Origin of the sequence: Streptomyces sp. ITFR-6, from assembly GCF_031844725.1 — a bacterium.
In the GTDB taxonomy this organism is placed as follows: Bacteria; Actinomycetota; Actinomycetes; order Streptomycetales; family Streptomycetaceae; genus Streptomyces.
In genome coordinates, this window is sequence record NZ_CP134612.1 from 6,031,926 (window position 1) to 6,047,653 (window position 15,728).

Sequence of the window (15,728 nt, forward strand, 5' to 3'; positions counted from 1 at the left end):
GGGACGCGTTTCATGGCGATCGAGGTCGGCACCAAGGCCCCGGATTTCGAGCTGAAGGACAATCACGGCCGGACCGTGAAGCTCTCCGAATTTCGCGGCGCCAAGAACGTGGTGCTGCTGTTCTACCCGTTCGCCTTCACCGGCGTCTGCACGGGTGAGCTCTGCGCTCTCCGTGACGAGCTGCCCACCTTCGAGAACGACGACACGCAGCTGCTCGCCGTCTCCAACGACTCCATCCACACCCTGCGCGTCTTCGCCGAGCAGGAGGGCCTGGAGTACCCGCTGCTGTCGGACTTCTGGCCGCACGGTGAGACCTCGCGGGCGTACGGCGTCTTCGACGAGGAGAAGGGCTGCGCGGTGCGTGGCACCTTCATCATCGACAAGGAGGGCGTGGTGCGCTGGACGGTCGTCAACGGCCTGCCCGACGCGCGCGACCTGAACGACTACGTCAAGGCGCTCGGCACGCTCTGATCCGTGATCCGGGGGATCTCGGCGCGACCCCCGGCCAAAAGCCTGTTTTGGCCGGGAACCGGTCACTAGGATCCACTCGTTGATCCGATGCCAACGCAACGTGGAGGCGCCGGCACCGGCCGGCCCCCAATGAAACCAATGGGAGGACTCATGGGAGTCAGCCTCAGCAAGGGCGGCAACGTCTCGCTGACCAAGGCCGCGCCCAACCTGACCGCGGTCATCGTGGGTCTGGGCTGGGACGCTCGTACCACCACCGGTGGAGACTTCGACCTCGACGCCAGCGCCCTGCTGACGAACGCCGAGGGCAAGGTCGGCAACGACGGCAATTTCGTCTTCTTCAACAACCTCAAGAGCCCCGACGGTTCCGTCGAGCACACCGGTGACAACCTCACCGGTGAGGGCGAGGGCGACGACGAGGTCATCAAGGTCAACCTGGCCGGTGTCCCGGCCGATGTCGACAAGATCGTCTTCCCGGTCTCGATCTACGAGGCCGAGTCGCGCCAGCAGAGCTTCGGCCAGGTCCGCAACGCGTACATCCGCGTGGTCAACCAGGCCGACAACAGCGAGCTCGCCCGCTACGACCTGAGCGAGGACGCCTCGACGGAGACCGCCATGGTCTTCGGCGAGCTGTACCGCAACGGCGCGGAGTGGAAGTTCCGTGCCATCGGTCAGGGCTACGCCTCGGGCCTGCGCGGCATCGCGCAGGACTTCGGCGTCAACGTCTAGGACCGCGACCGGCGACTGGATCCGCCGGTCACCAGCACGTCCCCGTCCGGCGCCGCACCCTGTGCGGCGCCGGACGCGCTCAGCAGACGGTTCATCCACTCGGGGAGGACACACACCATGGGCGTCACACTCGCCAAGGGAGGCAATGTCTCCCTCTCCAAGGCCGCACCCGATCTCACCCAGGTACTGGTCGGGCTCGGCTGGGACGCACGATCCACCACCGGGGCCGACTTCGACCTCGACGCCAGCGCGCTGCTGTGCCAGTCGGGCCGGGTGCTCGGTGACGAGTGGTTCGTGTTCTACAACAACCTCACGAGCCCCGACGGCTCCGTGGAACACACCGGTGACAACCTCACGGGTGAGGGCGAGGGCGACGACGAGTCCGTCATCGTCAACCTCACACAGGTTCCGGCCCATTGTGACAAGATCGTCTTCCCGGTCTCGATCCATGAGGCCGATACCCGCGGCCAGACCTTCGGGCAGATCAGCAACGCGTTCATCCGGGTGGTGAACCAGGCCGACGGCCAGGAACTCGCGCGTTACGACCTGAGCGAGGACGCCTCGACGGAGACCGCGATGATCTTCGGTGAGCTCTACCGCTACGGCGGCGAGTGGAAGTTCCGTGCAGTGGGGCAGGGGTACGCGTCGGGGCTGCGGGGCATCGCTCTAGACTTCGGGGTCAACGTTTCGTAAAGCCGCGCTCGGCGCGGGGGAGCCCCGTACTCACCGGGGGAGACCCGTTACATAAATGATGGGGTAGCCAGTGCTTCTGAAAACCTTCGGCTGGTCGTTCGCGATTACCGCGATCGGCCTGGTCGCAGCGTGGTTCTACGGGGGGTGGGAGGCCTTCGGCGTCGTGGCGATCCTCACCGTCCTGGAGATCTCGCTGTCCTTCGACAACGCGGTGATCAACGCCGGAATCCTGAAGAAGATGAATGCCTTCTGGCAGAAGATCTTCCTCACGGTCGGTGTGCTCATCGCGGTCTTCGGTATGCGGCTGGTGTTCCCCGTCGTGATCGTGGCCATCACTGCCAAACTGGGTCCGATCGAGGCTGTTGATCTTTCCTTCAACGACCCGGACCGCTACAAGGAACTGGTCACGGACGCCCATCCGGCGATTGCCGCCTTCGGTGGGATGTTCCTTTTGATGATCTTCCTCGACTTCATTTTCGAGGACCGTGACATCCAGTGGCTGCGCTGGATCGAGCGCCCGCTCGCCAAGCTCGGCAAGGTCGACATGCTGTCGGTCTGCGTCGCCCTGATCGTCCTGCTGATCTCGGCCATGACGTTCGCGGGCAGCGCGCACCAGCACGGCGGCGGCCACGCGGACAAGGCGGAGACGGTTCTGCTCGCGGGTATCGCGGGTCTGATCACCTACCTCATCGTCGGCGGTCTCTCCGGCTTCTTCGAGAACAAGCTCGAAGAGGCGGAGGAACGCGAGCACGAGGAGGAGGAACAGGCCAAGCGGACCGGCAAGAACGTCTCCGCGGTCGTACTCTCCGGCAAGGCCGCGTTCTTCATGTTCCTCTACCTGGAAGTGCTCGACGCGTCCTTCTCGTTCGACGGCGTGATCGGCGCGTTCGCCATCACCAACGAGATCGTGCTGATGGCGCTGGGTCTCGGTATCGGTGCGATGTACGTCCGTTCGCTCACGGTCTACCTGGTCCGCCAGGGCACCCTGGACGACTACGTCTACCTGGAACACGGCGCGCACTACGCGATCGGTGCGCTGTCCATCATTCTGCTCGTCACGATCCAGTACGAGATCAACGAGCTCATCACCGGCCTCGTCGGCGTCATCCTGATCGCCTGGTCGTTCTGGTCGTCGGTCCGGCGCAACAAGGCTCTGGAGGCCGAAGGCGGCGGCGGAGACGGTGACGGGGACGGCGGTTCCACGTCCGAAGTGCCCGCCGGGGTGTGACCCGGTAGGGAATGAGGAACGCTCTCTGCGGGGCGGCTCGTACGGTGAAGGTCCTCGGGAAGATCCCGGACCCGGCCCGGAGCCGCCCCGCAGCGGTGCGTGCGTCGTGTGTTGCGCGTGCGGCGGGTGCGGGGCCGGGTATCCGGCGTGGCCGATATGTGTGGGGGTTGGGGATGGCGTTCTGGGACAACCTGTGGCCGGGGCGGGAAGCGCAGTTCGAGTCGGGCAACGCGGCCACCAACTCCATCGTGCTCTCGCGGCGGCATGCCACGGTCTCGCTGACCAAACAGGGCGCGCTGACCGGCAACCTCCGGGTCAACCTCTCCTGGCGGATGCGCACTTCGGACATCGAGGGCCGGTCGCGGCAGAGCGGCCGGCTGCTGAGGCCGCTGAAGCTCTTCAAGCCGGACGTGGTCCAGGCGCACACCCAGGGCGTGGTCAACGTCGACCTGGACCTGGGCTGCATGTACGAGCTGGCGGACGGCACCAAGGGCGTGGTGCAGCCGCTCGGCAACCTGATCGGTGACCTGAACGCGCCGCCCTACATCAGGCTCAGCGGTGACGACCGCTTCGGCGCACCGTCCGGCGAGACGGTCTACGTCAACCTCGACCAGCGCGACCAGATCAAGCGGCTGCTGTTCTTCGTCTACATCTACGACCAGACACCGGCCTTCGACCGTACGCACGCCAAGGTGACGCTCTACCCGGGCAACGGGCCGCGCATCGAGATCGAGCTGGACGAGCGTGCCCCGCAGGCACGCTCGTGCGCCGTGTTCACGGTGGAGAACGTCAAGGACGAACTGATCGTGCGGCGCGAGGTGAAGTTCGTGTACGGCTTCCAGTCGGAGCTGGACCGGCTGTACGGCTACGGAATGCAGTGGGGCCGCGGCTACAAGTCCCGGACGTAGCCCGCCCATGGCGGGGGTTCAGGGGCGTATGAACTGCGGTCCCTGGGGCGGCAGGACGAAATTCGGGTCCGGGGCGTGTGCTGCCGCCGCCGCGGGCTGCGGGTAGCCGTACGCGGGCTGCGCGGAGGCCGGCTGGGGGTAGCCGTACGCGGGCTGCGGCGCCGCGGGTACGGGCGGGGCCGCGGCGGGCTGCGGGTAGCCGTACGCGGGCTGCTGGTGCTGCACGGTGAGCTGCGCGTCGGGGTCGGGCGCCGGTGCGGGCGGGAACGCCGGTACGGGTGGGACGGGCGGCGCGGGAGTTACGGGCAGTGGTGCGGGAGCCGGACTCGGAGCCGGAGCTGGAGCCGGAGTCGGTTCGGGGTCGGCCGAGGGCGCCGTCTCGTCGACCGAGATGCCGAACGCGGTCGCGAGACCGACGAGGCCGGTCGGGTAGCCCTGCCCCACCGCCCGGAACTTCCAGCCATCTCCGCGCCGGTACAGCTCGCCGCAGATGATCGCGGTCTCCGCGCCGGTCTCCGGCCGGATCTCGAACACCGCGAGCGGCTCACCGCCGGCCGCCGCCGCGTCGAAGAGCATGATGGAGAGATCGCGCACCTGTTCGAAGGAGGCGCCGTCCGAGGACGCGGCGATGACGACCTGGTCGACCGACGGGTCGAGTGCGGTGAGATCGGCCTCGATGGTGTCCGTCAGCCCGGTGGCGAGGCTCCGCTTCGGCAGTCGTCGTACCAGGCCGGAGGGGTGGCGGGGCTGGTTGTAGAAGACGAAGTCCTCGTCCGAGCGCACGCGGCCGTCGGAGCCGAGCAGCAGGGCCGAGGCGTCCACGTCGGGGACCCCGTGGCCCGGGGTCCAGCGCAGCACCGCCCGTACGGCCATGGCGTCGAGTGGGACGTTCGAGCCTTTCACCATCGCGTGCGTCATGGCGGTCATCCTGCCTGCTGGCGGCCCCTGTGGACAACGTGGGGGTCGCGAGTCGCGCCCCGGCGGAGTGCCGGAAGCGCCGCGTCCGCACCCTGCCGGACCATCGTCAAATGGACGAGTTACCCGGAATTCATGTGGCCAGGGAACTGCCGGCACCCGTCCGTACGTACTATTACCGGCCACACGTTGTCCGATCGGGCAGGTAGCACGGGGGGAATCAGATGCATCATTTCGGGCATATCGCACCGACTGTCAGGGACGGCCTGTTCTTCCAGGAGCCGTGCTCCTTCGATGCCGACGCATCGCCCCGGATCCTCGCGGCCGCGCTGGGCGCCACCCTCTACAGCCCCGCCACCCGGCCCACCCTCGCCGGTGACGTGATCAAGCAGGCCGCCCGGGGTGTCGTCTCCATGGTGCTGTGCCTGGAGGATTCGATCGACGACTCCGAGGTGGCCGGAGCCGAGGAGAACCTGGTCGGCCAGTTCGCGGAACTCGACGCGCGCGGCGGTGAACTGCCGCTCCTCTTCATCCGGGTCCGTGAACCGCACCAGATCACGGACCTGGTGCGCAGGCTCGGCGATTCCGCCCGGCTGTTGTCCGGATTTGTACTTCCGAAGTTCACGCAGGAGCGTGGCGTGCCCTTCATGGAGGCGCTCGCCAAGGCCGAGAGCGCCGGCGGCCGACGGCTCTTCGCCATGCCCGTACTCGAATCGCCCGAGCTGCTCCATCTGGAGACCCGGCGGGAAGTCCTCCAGGAGATCGCCGCCACCGTCGGCTCGTACCGGGACCGGGTGCTCGCGCTGCGGCTCGGCGTCACCGACTTCTGCTCGGCGTACGGACTGCGCAGGGCGCCCGATATGACCGCGTACGACGTCCGGATCGTCGGTGACGTCATCGCGGACGTGGTCAACGTGCTGGGCCGGGCGGACGGCACCGGCTTCACGATCACCGGACCGGTCTGGGAGTACTTCCGGCTCCAGGAGCGCATGTTCAAGCCGCAGCTGCGCCGTAGCCCCTTCCTGGAGGGCCGGGCGGAAGAGCTGCGCACCGCGCTGATCGAGCACGACCTGGACGGCCTGCTGCGGGAGATCGAGCTGGACCGGGCCAACGGCCTGCTCGGCAAGACCTGCATCCACCCCTCGCACGTCGCGCCCGTGCACGCACTGTCGGTGGTCAGCCACGAAGAGTTCAGCGACGCCCAGGACATCCTGCGGCCGGAGAGCGGAGGCGGCGGAGTGCTGCGGTCCGCGTACACGAACAAGATGAACGAAGTGAAGCCGCACCGGGCCTGGGCCGAGCGCACCCTGCAGCGGGCCGAGGTCTTCGGGGTGGCCAGGGAAGACGTCGGTTTCGTGGAACTGCTGGCCGCGAGCCTCGCGGAATGAGCCTGTTCGGGTGAGGCTGGTCCGGTGACGGTGTTTTCACGACGGTCCCGGATGCGGATGGGTGTGGCTTCCAGTGCGATCCGATGAGCGGGCGCACGGCTGAGGAAAGAGACGACGAACGTGGTGTGGTCGGGTAGCTGGGTCGCGGAGCGGCTGGGCGTCGAGCTGGTGGGCGACCCCGAACTGCGGGAGCTGCTGGGCCTCGCCCTGCGGCGCAACCCCAAGCGGGCGCATCTGCTCGTGTCCCATGTGCTCGGCAAGCATGTGCCGCAGTACCCCTCGGTGGTCTACGGCGCCGGATTCCAGCTCGGCCGCCGGGTGCGGGAAATGCTCGGGGAGGCCGGGGCGCGGCACGCGGTCGTGCTCGGCTACGCGGAGACGGCCACCGGCCTCGGCCACGCGGTCGCCGACGGGCTCGGCGCCGCACCGTATCTCCACTCGACGCGTCGCCCCGTGGCGGGCGTGGCGCGGGCGGGCGGATTCGAGGAGTCGCACTCGCACGCCACCTCGCACCTGCTGCTGCCGGAGGACCCGGACCTGCTGACGGGTGACGTGGCGGCTGCGCATCCGGCCGACTCGGCTGGTGCGGCTGGCGCGGCCGACCCGGCTGGCGCGGCCGCCCTGGCTGGCGCGGCCGCCCTGGCTGGTGCGGATTCCGCCGACGCGGTGCTCGTGCTGGTCGACGACGAGTTCTCCACCGGCAACACCGTCCTCAACACCATCCGCGCCCTGCACGAGCGCTACCCCCGCAACCGCTACGTGATTGTGGCCCTGGCCGACATGCGCTCACCGGCCGACCGCGGCCGGCTGGCCGAGTTCGCGACGGAGATCGGCGCCCGCGTCGACCTGGTGGCGAGGAACGCGGGCACGGTCCGCCTCCCGGACGGCGTCCTGGAGACGGGCCAGGCGCTGGTCGCGGCGGAGGAGGCGGCGCAGGAGACTGCGCGGGACCTGGCGCGGTGCGCCGGAGCGGCGGCACCGCGGCCCGCGTCCGATGCTCCCCGCCCCTGTACCCGGGTGGACCTGCGCTGGCCCGCCGGTGTGCCCGACGGCGGCAGGCACGGCTTCACCCCCGAGCACCGCGCCCGGCTGGAAGCGGCCCTCCCCGCCATGGCGGACCGCATCGCCGCCGCACTGGACGACACGGCGCGCCGCGTACTGATCCTCGGCTTCGAGGAGCTGATGTACGCGCCGCTGCGCCTGGGCACCGCGCTGGAGGACCGCCTCGACGCCGAGGTCCGCTACTCCACCACGACCCGCTCCCCGGTCCTGGCGGTGGACGACCCGGGCTACGCGATACGCACCCGGCTGGTCTTCCCGGCCCACGACGACCCGGCCGACGGCCCCGGTGCCCGGTACGCGTACAACGTCGCGGGCGCCGGTTTCGACGCGATCGTGGCCGTCGTCGACTCCACCGCCGACACGTCCGAACTGCACGCCCCCGACGGACTGCTGGCGCGGCTCGCCCCGCACACGGCCCAGGTCCTCCTCGCGGTGGTGCCCTCGTACATACCGGCCGACGCGATACCCGGGGTGTCCGGCCCGCCCGCCGCCTCCGCCTCCTCCAAGGCCCCCGTCCCGTCGTCGGCCCCCGACCGCTCCGTCCCCGACCGCCAGGAAGAACCCCGCATGCTGCCCGAGCCCCTCCGCGGCCCCGCCTTCTCCTCCTACGCGCCCGACGAGGTCGGCTGGCTGCTCCAGGATTTCTCGGACACCGAGCTGGAGGCGCCCACGGAGGAGCGCGAGGAGGCGATACAGAGCGGCGGCGCGCACTACGCCGAGTCGCTGCCCGTCGAGTACCAGCCGTCCGACCAGTACCAGGACCTGTTCAAGGCGGCTCTGGACCTGTCGGCCGCCCGGATCGCCCGTGCCGTCGGCACCGTCACCGAGACGGTCCTGGCCGAGCGCGGCCCCCGCCCCGTACTGGTCTCGCTGGCCAGGGCCGGCACGCCCGTCGGCGTACTGATGCGCCGCTGGGCCCGCCACCGCCACGGCATCGACCTGCCGCACTACGCCGTCTCCATCGTGCGCGGCCGGGGCATCGACGCCAACGCCCTGCGCTGGCTGGCCGCCCACCACAACCCGGCCGATGTCGTCTTCGTCGACGGGTGGACGGGCAAGGGCGCCATCACCCGCGAACTGGCCTCGGCCATCGCGGAGTTCGAGAACGCCGACGGAACCGAGGGCTTCAACCCGGAGATCGCGGTCCTGGCCGACCCCGGCGGCTGCGTCCGCACGTACGGCACCCGCGAGGACTTCCTGATCCCCTCGGCCTGCCTCAACTCCACGGTGTCCGGGCTGATTTCCCGTACCGTCCTGCGCTCGGACCTGGTCGGACCGGACGACTTCCACGGCGCGAAGTTCTACCGCGAGCTCGCCGGATCGGATGTCTCCGGCCACTTCCTCGACACCGTCGCGGACCGGTTCGATGAGGTCGCGGACGCGGTCGACGCCGACGCCAAGGAGCTGCTCACCGCGGACCGGGCGCCCACCTGGGAGGGCTGGGCCGCCGTGGAGCGCATCAGCGAGGAGTACGGCATCCACGACGTGAACCTGGTCAAGCCGGGTGTCGGGGAGACGACCCGGGTCCTGCTGCGCCGGGTCCCCTGGAAGATCCTAGCCAAGCGCGGCGCCGGTGCGGACCTGGAGCACATCAGGCTGCTGGCCGAGCAGCGCGGCGTCCCGGTCGAGGAGGTCGACGGGCTTCCGTACACCTGCGTCGGGCTGATCCACCCCAAGTACACGCGCGGGGCGACCGGTGCGGACGGCAAGGCGGTGGAGTCCAAGTGACCGTCCACGCGCCCTCCCCGGTCACGCTGGTCGCCAGCGACCTCGACCGCACCCTCATCTACTCGGCGGCCGCACTCCAGCTCCCGATGCCGGACGCGGAGGCCCCCAGACTGCTCTGCGTCGAGGTGTACGACCACAGGCCGCTCTCGTACGTCACGGAGACGGCGGCGGAACTCCTCGTCGAACTGGCCGCCTCCACGGTCTTCGTACCGACCACCACCCGTACCCGCGAGCAGTACCACCGCATCCATCTCCCGGGGCCCGCACCCCGGTTCGCGATCTGCGCCAACGGCGGACACATCCTGGTGGACGGCGAGTCCGACCCGGACTGGCAGCGGACGGTTGCCCGTCGGCTGGCCGACGAGTGCGCCCCGCTCGCCGAGATCCGCGCCCACCTCATATCCTCGGCCGATCCCGCCTGGCTGCTCAAGGAGCGGGTCGCGGAGGACCTCTTCGCCTACCTCGTGGTCGACCGGGCCCAACTGCCCCCGGACTGGAGGCAGGAGCTGGCCGAGTGGGCGGAGCCGCGCGGCTGGTCCGTCTCGCTCCAGGGCCGCAAGATCTACGTCGTGCCGAGGCCGCTCACCAAGAGCGCGGCGATGCGCGAGGTGGCCCGCCGCACGGGCGCCACGCTCACGCTCGCCGCCGGTGACTCCCTCCTGGACGCCGACCTGCTGCTCGCCGCCGACCAGGGCTGGCGCCCCGGCCACGGAGAACTGGCCGATGCGAACTGGAGCGCCCCGCACGTGGCGGCGACCGCGGAGCGGGGTGTGGCCGCGGGCGAGGAGATCCTGCGACGCTTCCTCCTGCGGACGTCGAGCCCGGTCGGGGCTGCCTGACCCGAGCCCGGTCGGGGCTGCTTGACCCGAGCTCGGCCGGGGCCGCTTGCCCCCGGAGGCCCGTACCGGCCGGCGCGCCGCCGAATCCGTGCGGAACCGGCGGTGTCCGGCGCTGCCCGGCGGCTACAGTCGCCGCGTTCCCGCCCGTCGGGGGAGCACGCGGCAGACCAAGGAGTTGTGATGACCAAGGGCAACGAAACCAAGATCACGGACGAGCTGTACGCGTACATGCTGGCGCACAACCCGCCGCTGGACGCGGTGCAGCGCGAGCTCGTCGAGACCACGTACGCCCGTCTCCCCGACCACGCGGGCATGCAGTCGGCCGAGGAGCAGGGCCCGCTGCTGGCCTTCCTCGTCCGGCTGACCGGAGCCCGTCACATCGTGGAGGTCGGCACCTTCACCGGCTTCTCCGCCCTGTCGATGGCCCAGGCCATGCCCGCCGACGGACTGCTGATCGCCTGCGACGTCTCGGAGGAGTGGACGGCGTACGGCCGTGAGGCATGGGCGAAGGCGGGCGTGGCCGACAGGATCGACCTGCGGATCGCCCCCGCCCTGGACACCCTGCGGGCGATGCCCACCGAACCGCACATCGACTTCGCCTACCTCGACGCGGACAAGGGCAGCTACATCCCGTACTAGGAGGAGCTGGTGCCCCGGATGCGCGAGGGGGGCGTCATCGCCACGGACAACGTGCTCTTCCACGGCCGCGTGACAGACCCGGACGCGACCGGCGGAGCGGCGGCCATCAAGGAGTTCAACGACCACGTGTCCGCCGACGCGCGGATGGACAGCGTGCTGCTCACGGTGGCGGACGGCCTGACCCTGTCGCGCAAGCGGTAGCCGTGCCGTAGCCGTAGCCGTGGTCGCTGTTTGCCGTTGTTTGCTCCTGCGGCCGGGTCAGCCGCAGCAGCCCCCGCCGCAGCAACCGCCGCCACCGCCGTCGCCCGAGGGCGCGGGCGCGGGCGCGGAACCGGCCGACCCGCCGACGGCGACGGCGACGGTGGAGAGGAGCTTCACGGTGTCCTCGTGCCCGGCGGGGCAGGGAGCGGGGGCCGAGGACTGGGCCATCGGACGACGGAGTTCGAACGTGTGTCCGCAGGAGCGGCAGCGGTACTCGTAACGAGGCATGCGCTCAGGCTATCCGCAGGGACCGTATTCCGGGCAGAGGCAGAGGCAGAGGCAGAGGCAGAGGCAGAGGCAGAGGCAGAGGCAGAGGCAGCCCCTCCTCGCGGGCTCTAGTCCCGTCGCGCCGAGGAGGGTGGGGCGACAACCGGCATCTCCTCGACCTGCCTGCGCCGCGCGAGGCGCTCCTCCTTCGCGACTTCCTCGGGGTGCCGGGCCCGCCAGTACGGGTTGTCGTGGGAGAGGCCGCCGCTGACCCGCCCGTACATGCCGAACATCATCAGCAGCAGCCCGACGAAAAAGCTGAACAGCACGTTCTGGATCCGGAAGGCGAGGAAGTTCATCCCGGTGTCGAGCAGTGCGAGATTCACGAAGCCGCTGAGGATGAACACGATGCCGATGACCATGTTGAGGGTCGAGGCGAAGTTGCCGCGGATCACCATCCCGATGAACAGCAGCAGCCCGACACAGATCGACAGCACGCTGAGCGCGCCGTTGGTGCTCAGGCCGGCGACGGTGTCACCACCGGTGTCGAAGAAGCCGATCTTGTCGATCAGCCCCAGGATGCCGAAGGCGAGCAGCACCAGACCCATAAGCCCCGCCCCCACCCGGTAGACGCGGCTGAGGCTGTGGTCGACCGGGAGGTGCTCATCGAGTCGAGTGGCCCTGCGGTGAGCGGAGGGCTGCCGGGCAGGACGCAGTACATGGGGCGTGTGGGTCGCCATGGAGAAGCCTCCTTCGGCCACTACCAGGATCGCCCGGCGAGGGGTACGCCGCACCCCGGCACTCGTCCACCAGCACACGGGCACACGGGGCACACGGGGCACACGGGGCACACGGACGGGCATACCGGACGGCCGGGAGGGCTCAGGTACCGGCCCCGCGCTCCTCGCGGATCTCGGAGACGACGTGCGCGGCGGTCCGGCGCACGCCCTCCGTGACGGTCAGGAAGTGCCAGTAGTCGGGATGACGTCCCTCAAGACCGCTGACGGCCTGATCGAGCCGGGCCACGGCGTCGTCCAGCGGACGGGCGTGGCGCGGCTCGGGGGTGTTGCGCCCGGCCATGGCCAGCCGCTGGGCGTCCCGGATCGCGAACCGGGTGCGCTGGATCTCCTGCTGCGGGTCCTTGGCCACCTCGTTCAGCCGGTGCAGCCGGTCACCGGCCGCGGACACCGCCTCGTCGGTGGCGTTGAGCAGGGCCCGTACCGTACTCAGCCGCGAGGTCGCATCGGCCCAGCGCTGCTCGCTACGCGCCTTGGCGGCCTCCTTGAGCTTCTCCTCGGCCTGGCGGACGTTGACCGCGGCCTGCTCCGGAACGGGCTGGAGGTCCTGCCAGCAGGCGGCGGAGAACCGTCGCCGCAACTCGCTGAGCACGGGCTCGACGGAAGAGGCCCGGGTCGTCAGGGCCTCGGCACGCGTACGCAGCGTCACCAGCCGGCGATCGATCTCGGCGGCCCGCTCGGGCAGCTGAGCCGCCTCGGCCCGCACCGCCTCGGCATCGCGCAGGACCTGATCGGCCCGCTGGAGGGTATCGGCCACACCGTGCCGGCCGGCGCCCTGGTTGAGCTTGGTCAGCTCGGGGGCGAGGGCGGCGAGCCGTGCGGCCAGCTCATCCGCTCGCAGTCCGGACTCCCGCACCGCGTCGAGAGCATTGCTCGCGGACAGGAGCGCCTGCCGGGCCCGCTCCACGGCCGGCGCGAGCCGCGCGAGCTGGGTCTCGGCGCTGCCGAGCAGCGGCCCGAGACCGGCCGCGTACCGGTCCAGCTCGCTCTTGACCCGGACGAGGTCGTTCTTGGCGGAGGACAGCTGGGCCTTGGCCCGCGCGGCGACCGACGGTTCAAGATCGTCCCGGTCGAGATCGTGTGCGTCGACGGCGGTGATGTAGGCGCTGCTGACCGCGTCGATGCTCCGCCCGAGCGCGGCGAAGTCGTCCACGGCCTTGCGCGCGGCCGGGGAGCTGTCCACCGCGGTGATCGTCTCGATCGAGATCTGCAGATCGCGCTGGGCGGTGTCCAGCTCGACGAAGGCCTCGGCGGCGGCGTCCTTCGCGGCCTGCGCCTCGGCCCGCTGCCCCTCCCCGCGGCCGCCGAACCAGCGCCGCGTGCCACCACCGGCGAAGGCGCCCGACAGGGCGCCCGCGAGCAGGGGTGCCGGCAGCAGCATCAACACGAGGACATCGCGGACCCCACCGGCCCGACGGACATCTCTGACGGCGGAACTCGCACCCGCTCTCGCCTGCGGCTTCGCGTGTGTCGCCGTCACATCCCTCTCCCGTGCCGATTCGCCCTGCCCGGTACATTCTCCCACCAGGTAAGGACGAACACACGGGCCGGTTAGTTCGCGGTTCGCACCGTGACTTCGCCGTTGTTGCTCCGGGCCCTCACCACGTGGGAGCTGCTGTCGCTGCGCGGCACGTCCACCGACACGCTTCCGTTGGACGCTTCGGCGTTCACCGCGTACGAGGTGCCGCCGCCCGGCAGCTCGATGACGACCTCGCCATTGTCACTGCTGGTGTCCACCAGCGACGGCACGGTCACGAACCCGAGCCGTACCGCGCCATTGGGCGAGTCGGCCCTCACGGTCGGGCCGGAAATCCCCTCGGCGACGATGTCGCCGTTGTTGCTGTTCAGCTTCAGCGGCCCGCCGGCATCGCGCACGGCCACCTCGCCGTTGTCGGACCGCAGGTCGAGGGCGGTGTCGAAGCCCGACGCCGTCACCTTCCCATTGTCCCCGCGCACGGTGACCGCCACCCCGCGCGGCACCTTCACCTGCTGCTTCGCCGCGCAGTTGCTGATCAGGGCCTTGCACTTCACCTTCAGCGACAACGTGCCGCCGCGCATCTCCCAGCGCGGATCGGGCCCGCTCCCCAGCACCACCCACCCGTCGACCTGCCGGGTCACCTCGACCTTCTTCACGTCCGCCGGTACGAGCTCCAGCGTCGTGTTGGCCGTGTCGATGGTCAGCGTCTTCCCGCTGAACGCGAACGACTTGTGCTCGACCGGCGCGTCGTCGGTGTCCGCGCTGCCGCAGCCGGCGAGCACAAGGACGGCGACCACCGCTCCACCGGACGCGATGAGTGTGCGGGTGCGGGTGTGGTGTGCCACGGTGTTCTTCCCCCAGGTCGTGCGCCGGCCGATTCGCCTTACCGCGTTCCGCCTCACGGTATGTGTGCACCGGCAGCCCGGGGAATCAGGACGGCCACCGTATGCGGGGTGGGGCTATCCCCCCTCTCGCCTCTTGCCTCCTTGGCGGTCCGCACGACTGCCACGGTCGCCGGACTCCTGCCGCCGGCAACCGTTTGTGACCAGGGGCCGTAGTCCATGTACGCTGTTCCCTCATCCACGGGTGCGTAGCTCAGGGGTAGAGCGCTGCTCTTACAAAGCAGATGTCGGCGGTTCGAAACCGTCCGCGCCCACCAGGGATAAGTGGCAGGTGAGAGCCTGCATTTGACCCCCAGCCGATCGCGGCTGGGGGTCTTCTCGTGATCGAAGTCCACTACGAGGCCACATTCTCCGTGCTCACCAGGCCGCGGGCAGTCGGAGACCGCATCCGAGCCGCGGGCCTCACCGTGAAGCTCACTCAGCAGCGGGTTGCCGAGCGGATCGACATCGACCGGGCCGCGTGCAACGGAGTCGACCAGGGGCACAATGCCTTCTTGAGAGACTCCCTCATCCGCATGGCCGACGCACTCGGTGTGCCGCTTGCCGAACTCGTTCGGGAGTAGGGGAGCCCCGGCCGAACTCGGCAGTGACCGGGGCTCCCGTTGCCATCCGCGCGCCGGCGCGTGGATGGGGTCCGCCTGGTGGTTGCAGTGGATGACAACCGCCTGCGGAAGATCAGTGGGTGGGGCGGGCGGGGCGCTCCGGGTGCGCCCGGGACCTGGGGCACAGCACCCTGTGCACGTAGATTGTGGTCCCGGGACCTGTGGCGGTGTGGATGGCGATGGCCTCGGACCGGTCCGGACTCATCAACTGGTCGCAGCGATCGCAGATCACCGAGCCTCCTTCGGTGTGGCGACGAGGCGGCAGCGGGCCAGCTCTTCGTACTCGGTGTGGCCAGTCCGTCCGGCGTGGGTCAGCGCCCAGTGGTCGGGGTCGATGTGTGAGGTGCTCGGCTCGGCCTCCTCGGCGCAGTCGGGGTGGAGGCAGCGGATCACGATGGTGGTTTTCGGCGCCTCACCGCGGGGGGCGCCGATCGTCCACTCCACGAACCGCATCACCGACCGGGGGCTCACCCCGTCACCTTCGCGGCTCGGGATGCGCACGCCTTCGTGTCCGCGCAGGCGCGGGGGAACCAGCTGTATGCGGCCCCACCCTGCGGCCGGGCGCGCTGCTCGCCCAGGCCGACGTCCAGGCCGGCCGCGAGAGGGTGCCCGGACCAGACGCAGCGCCGGCCTCGCTGCTGTTGCTCGGTCAGCGCGTTGGGTGGTGGTAGTGCCCTCACGGTCATGGCGATCCCCGGCCTACGTCGATTGAGGGGCATCCAGCAGTTCGCTGTACGCGCCCGCGGTCACACCCCGATGATGTGTGTGCACGGTGAGCAGCGAATAGGCCGCTACGTGGCCACGCGTGGCCACGTAGCGGCCATGGCCGGAAGCGCAGACGATGACACCCCGGACTGGGTACATGAGCCGCAACGACGCACTGAG

The 15,728-nt window shown here is 70.0% G+C and carries 15 protein-coding genes, 1 tRNA gene and 1 pseudogene; 11 read left to right on the plus strand and 6 right to left on the minus strand.

The genetic code is table 11. From position 1 onward, the window contains the following. The first annotated feature begins 12 nt into the window (after positions 1-12). The 5 genes from RLT59_RS27500 (at position 13) to RLT59_RS27520 (ending at position 4,026) form a co-directional block, all read left to right on the plus strand. The gene (locus tag RLT59_RS27500; RefSeq protein ID WP_073735864.1) at positions 13-471 is read left to right on the plus strand and encodes a peroxiredoxin; all 459 of its coding nucleotides are present in this window, start codon (positions 13-15) and stop codon (positions 469-471) included. Between the two features lie 150 nt (positions 472-621). After that, positions 622-1,197 (plus strand): TerD family protein, encoded by a 576-nt coding sequence (locus RLT59_RS27505; RefSeq protein ID WP_024491201.1) that lies wholly within the window; start codon positions 622-624, stop codon positions 1,195-1,197. 117 nt (positions 1,198-1,314) lie between these two features. Further along, complete coding sequence (locus tag RLT59_RS27510; RefSeq protein ID WP_311305865.1) at positions 1,315-1,890, plus strand: TerD family protein; 576 nt, start codon at positions 1,315-1,317, stop codon at positions 1,888-1,890. Between the two features lie 70 nt (positions 1,891-1,960). Further along, positions 1,961-3,118, plus strand: coding sequence for a DUF475 domain-containing protein (locus RLT59_RS27515; RefSeq protein ID WP_311305866.1), 1,158 nt, complete (start codon positions 1,961-1,963; stop codon positions 3,116-3,118). A gap of 173 nt (positions 3,119-3,291) precedes the next feature. After that, the gene (locus RLT59_RS27520; protein WP_073735861.1) at positions 3,292-4,026 is read left to right on the plus strand and encodes a TerD family protein; all 735 of its coding nucleotides are present in this window, start codon (positions 3,292-3,294) and stop codon (positions 4,024-4,026) included. Positions 4,027-4,044: 18 nt separating this feature from the next. Here the strand turns inward: RLT59_RS27520 and RLT59_RS27525 are convergent, their stop codons facing one another. Then, positions 4,045-4,944 (minus strand): TerD family protein, encoded by a 900-nt coding sequence (locus tag RLT59_RS27525; RefSeq protein WP_311305867.1) that lies wholly within the window; start codon positions 4,942-4,944, stop codon positions 4,045-4,047. A 221-nt stretch (positions 4,945-5,165) separates the two neighbouring features. On the opposite strand from RLT59_RS27525, the gene RLT59_RS27530 reads away from it, so the two are divergent. The 4 genes and pseudogenes from RLT59_RS27530 (at position 5,166) to RLT59_RS27545 (ending at position 10,798) form a co-directional block, all read left to right on the plus strand. Next, entirely contained in the window at positions 5,166-6,329 is a 1,164-nt protein-coding gene (locus tag RLT59_RS27530; protein WP_311305868.1) for an HpcH/HpaI aldolase/citrate lyase family protein, read from the plus strand. A gap of 120 nt (positions 6,330-6,449) precedes the next feature. Further along, positions 6,450-9,119, plus strand: coding sequence for a phosphoribosyltransferase (locus RLT59_RS27535; RefSeq protein ID WP_311305869.1), 2,670 nt, complete (start codon positions 6,450-6,452; stop codon positions 9,117-9,119). Next, a complete protein-coding gene (locus RLT59_RS27540; protein WP_311305870.1) occupies positions 9,116-9,958 on the plus strand; it encodes an HAD family hydrolase in 843 nt (280 codons plus the stop codon). Before RLT59_RS27535 ends, RLT59_RS27540 begins: the two co-directional genes overlap by 4 nt. A 180-nt stretch (positions 9,959-10,138) precedes the next feature. Beyond that, positions 10,139-10,798, plus strand: a pseudogene (locus tag RLT59_RS27545) (O-methyltransferase). Positions 10,799-10,855: 57 nt separating this feature from the next. Here RLT59_RS27545 and RLT59_RS27550 read toward each other — a convergent pair. The 4 genes from RLT59_RS27550 to RLT59_RS27565 form a co-directional block, all read right to left on the minus strand. Further along, positions 10,856-11,086 (minus strand): FmdB family zinc ribbon protein, encoded by a 231-nt coding sequence (locus RLT59_RS27550; RefSeq protein WP_311305871.1) that lies wholly within the window; start codon positions 11,084-11,086, stop codon positions 10,856-10,858. A 107-nt stretch (positions 11,087-11,193) separates the two neighbouring features. Then, positions 11,194-11,805 carry a DUF4383 domain-containing protein gene (locus RLT59_RS27555; RefSeq protein WP_311305872.1) on the minus strand — a complete coding sequence of 204 codons (612 nt, stop codon included), beginning with the start codon at positions 11,803-11,805 and terminating at the stop codon, positions 11,194-11,196. Between the two features lie 142 nt (positions 11,806-11,947). Then, positions 11,948-13,342, minus strand: a complete 1,395-nt coding sequence (locus tag RLT59_RS27560) for a hypothetical protein (protein ID WP_311305873.1) — start codon at positions 13,340-13,342, stop codon at positions 11,948-11,950. Positions 13,343-13,413: 71 nt separating this feature from the next. Beyond that, the gene (locus tag RLT59_RS27565) at positions 13,414-14,184 is read right to left on the minus strand and encodes a DUF4097 family beta strand repeat-containing protein (RefSeq protein ID WP_311305874.1); all 771 of its coding nucleotides are present in this window, start codon (positions 14,182-14,184) and stop codon (positions 13,414-13,416) included. 239 nt (positions 14,185-14,423) lie between these two features. On the opposite strand from RLT59_RS27565, the gene RLT59_RS27570 reads away from it, so the two are divergent. Both RLT59_RS27570 and RLT59_RS27575 read left to right on the plus strand, forming a co-directional pair. After that, positions 14,424-14,498, plus strand: a tRNA-Val gene (locus tag RLT59_RS27570). A 63-nt stretch (positions 14,499-14,561) separates the two neighbouring features. Then, positions 14,562-14,804, plus strand: a complete 243-nt coding sequence (locus tag RLT59_RS27575; RefSeq protein ID WP_311305875.1) for a helix-turn-helix domain-containing protein — start codon at positions 14,562-14,564, stop codon at positions 14,802-14,804. A 267-nt stretch (positions 14,805-15,071) separates the two neighbouring features. On the opposite strand, the gene RLT59_RS27580 is transcribed toward RLT59_RS27575, so the two are convergent. Next, a complete protein-coding gene (locus tag RLT59_RS27580) occupies positions 15,072-15,314 on the minus strand; it encodes a DUF7848 domain-containing protein (protein ID WP_311305876.1) in 243 nt (80 codons plus the stop codon). Between the last annotated feature and the right edge of the window lie 414 nt (positions 15,315-15,728).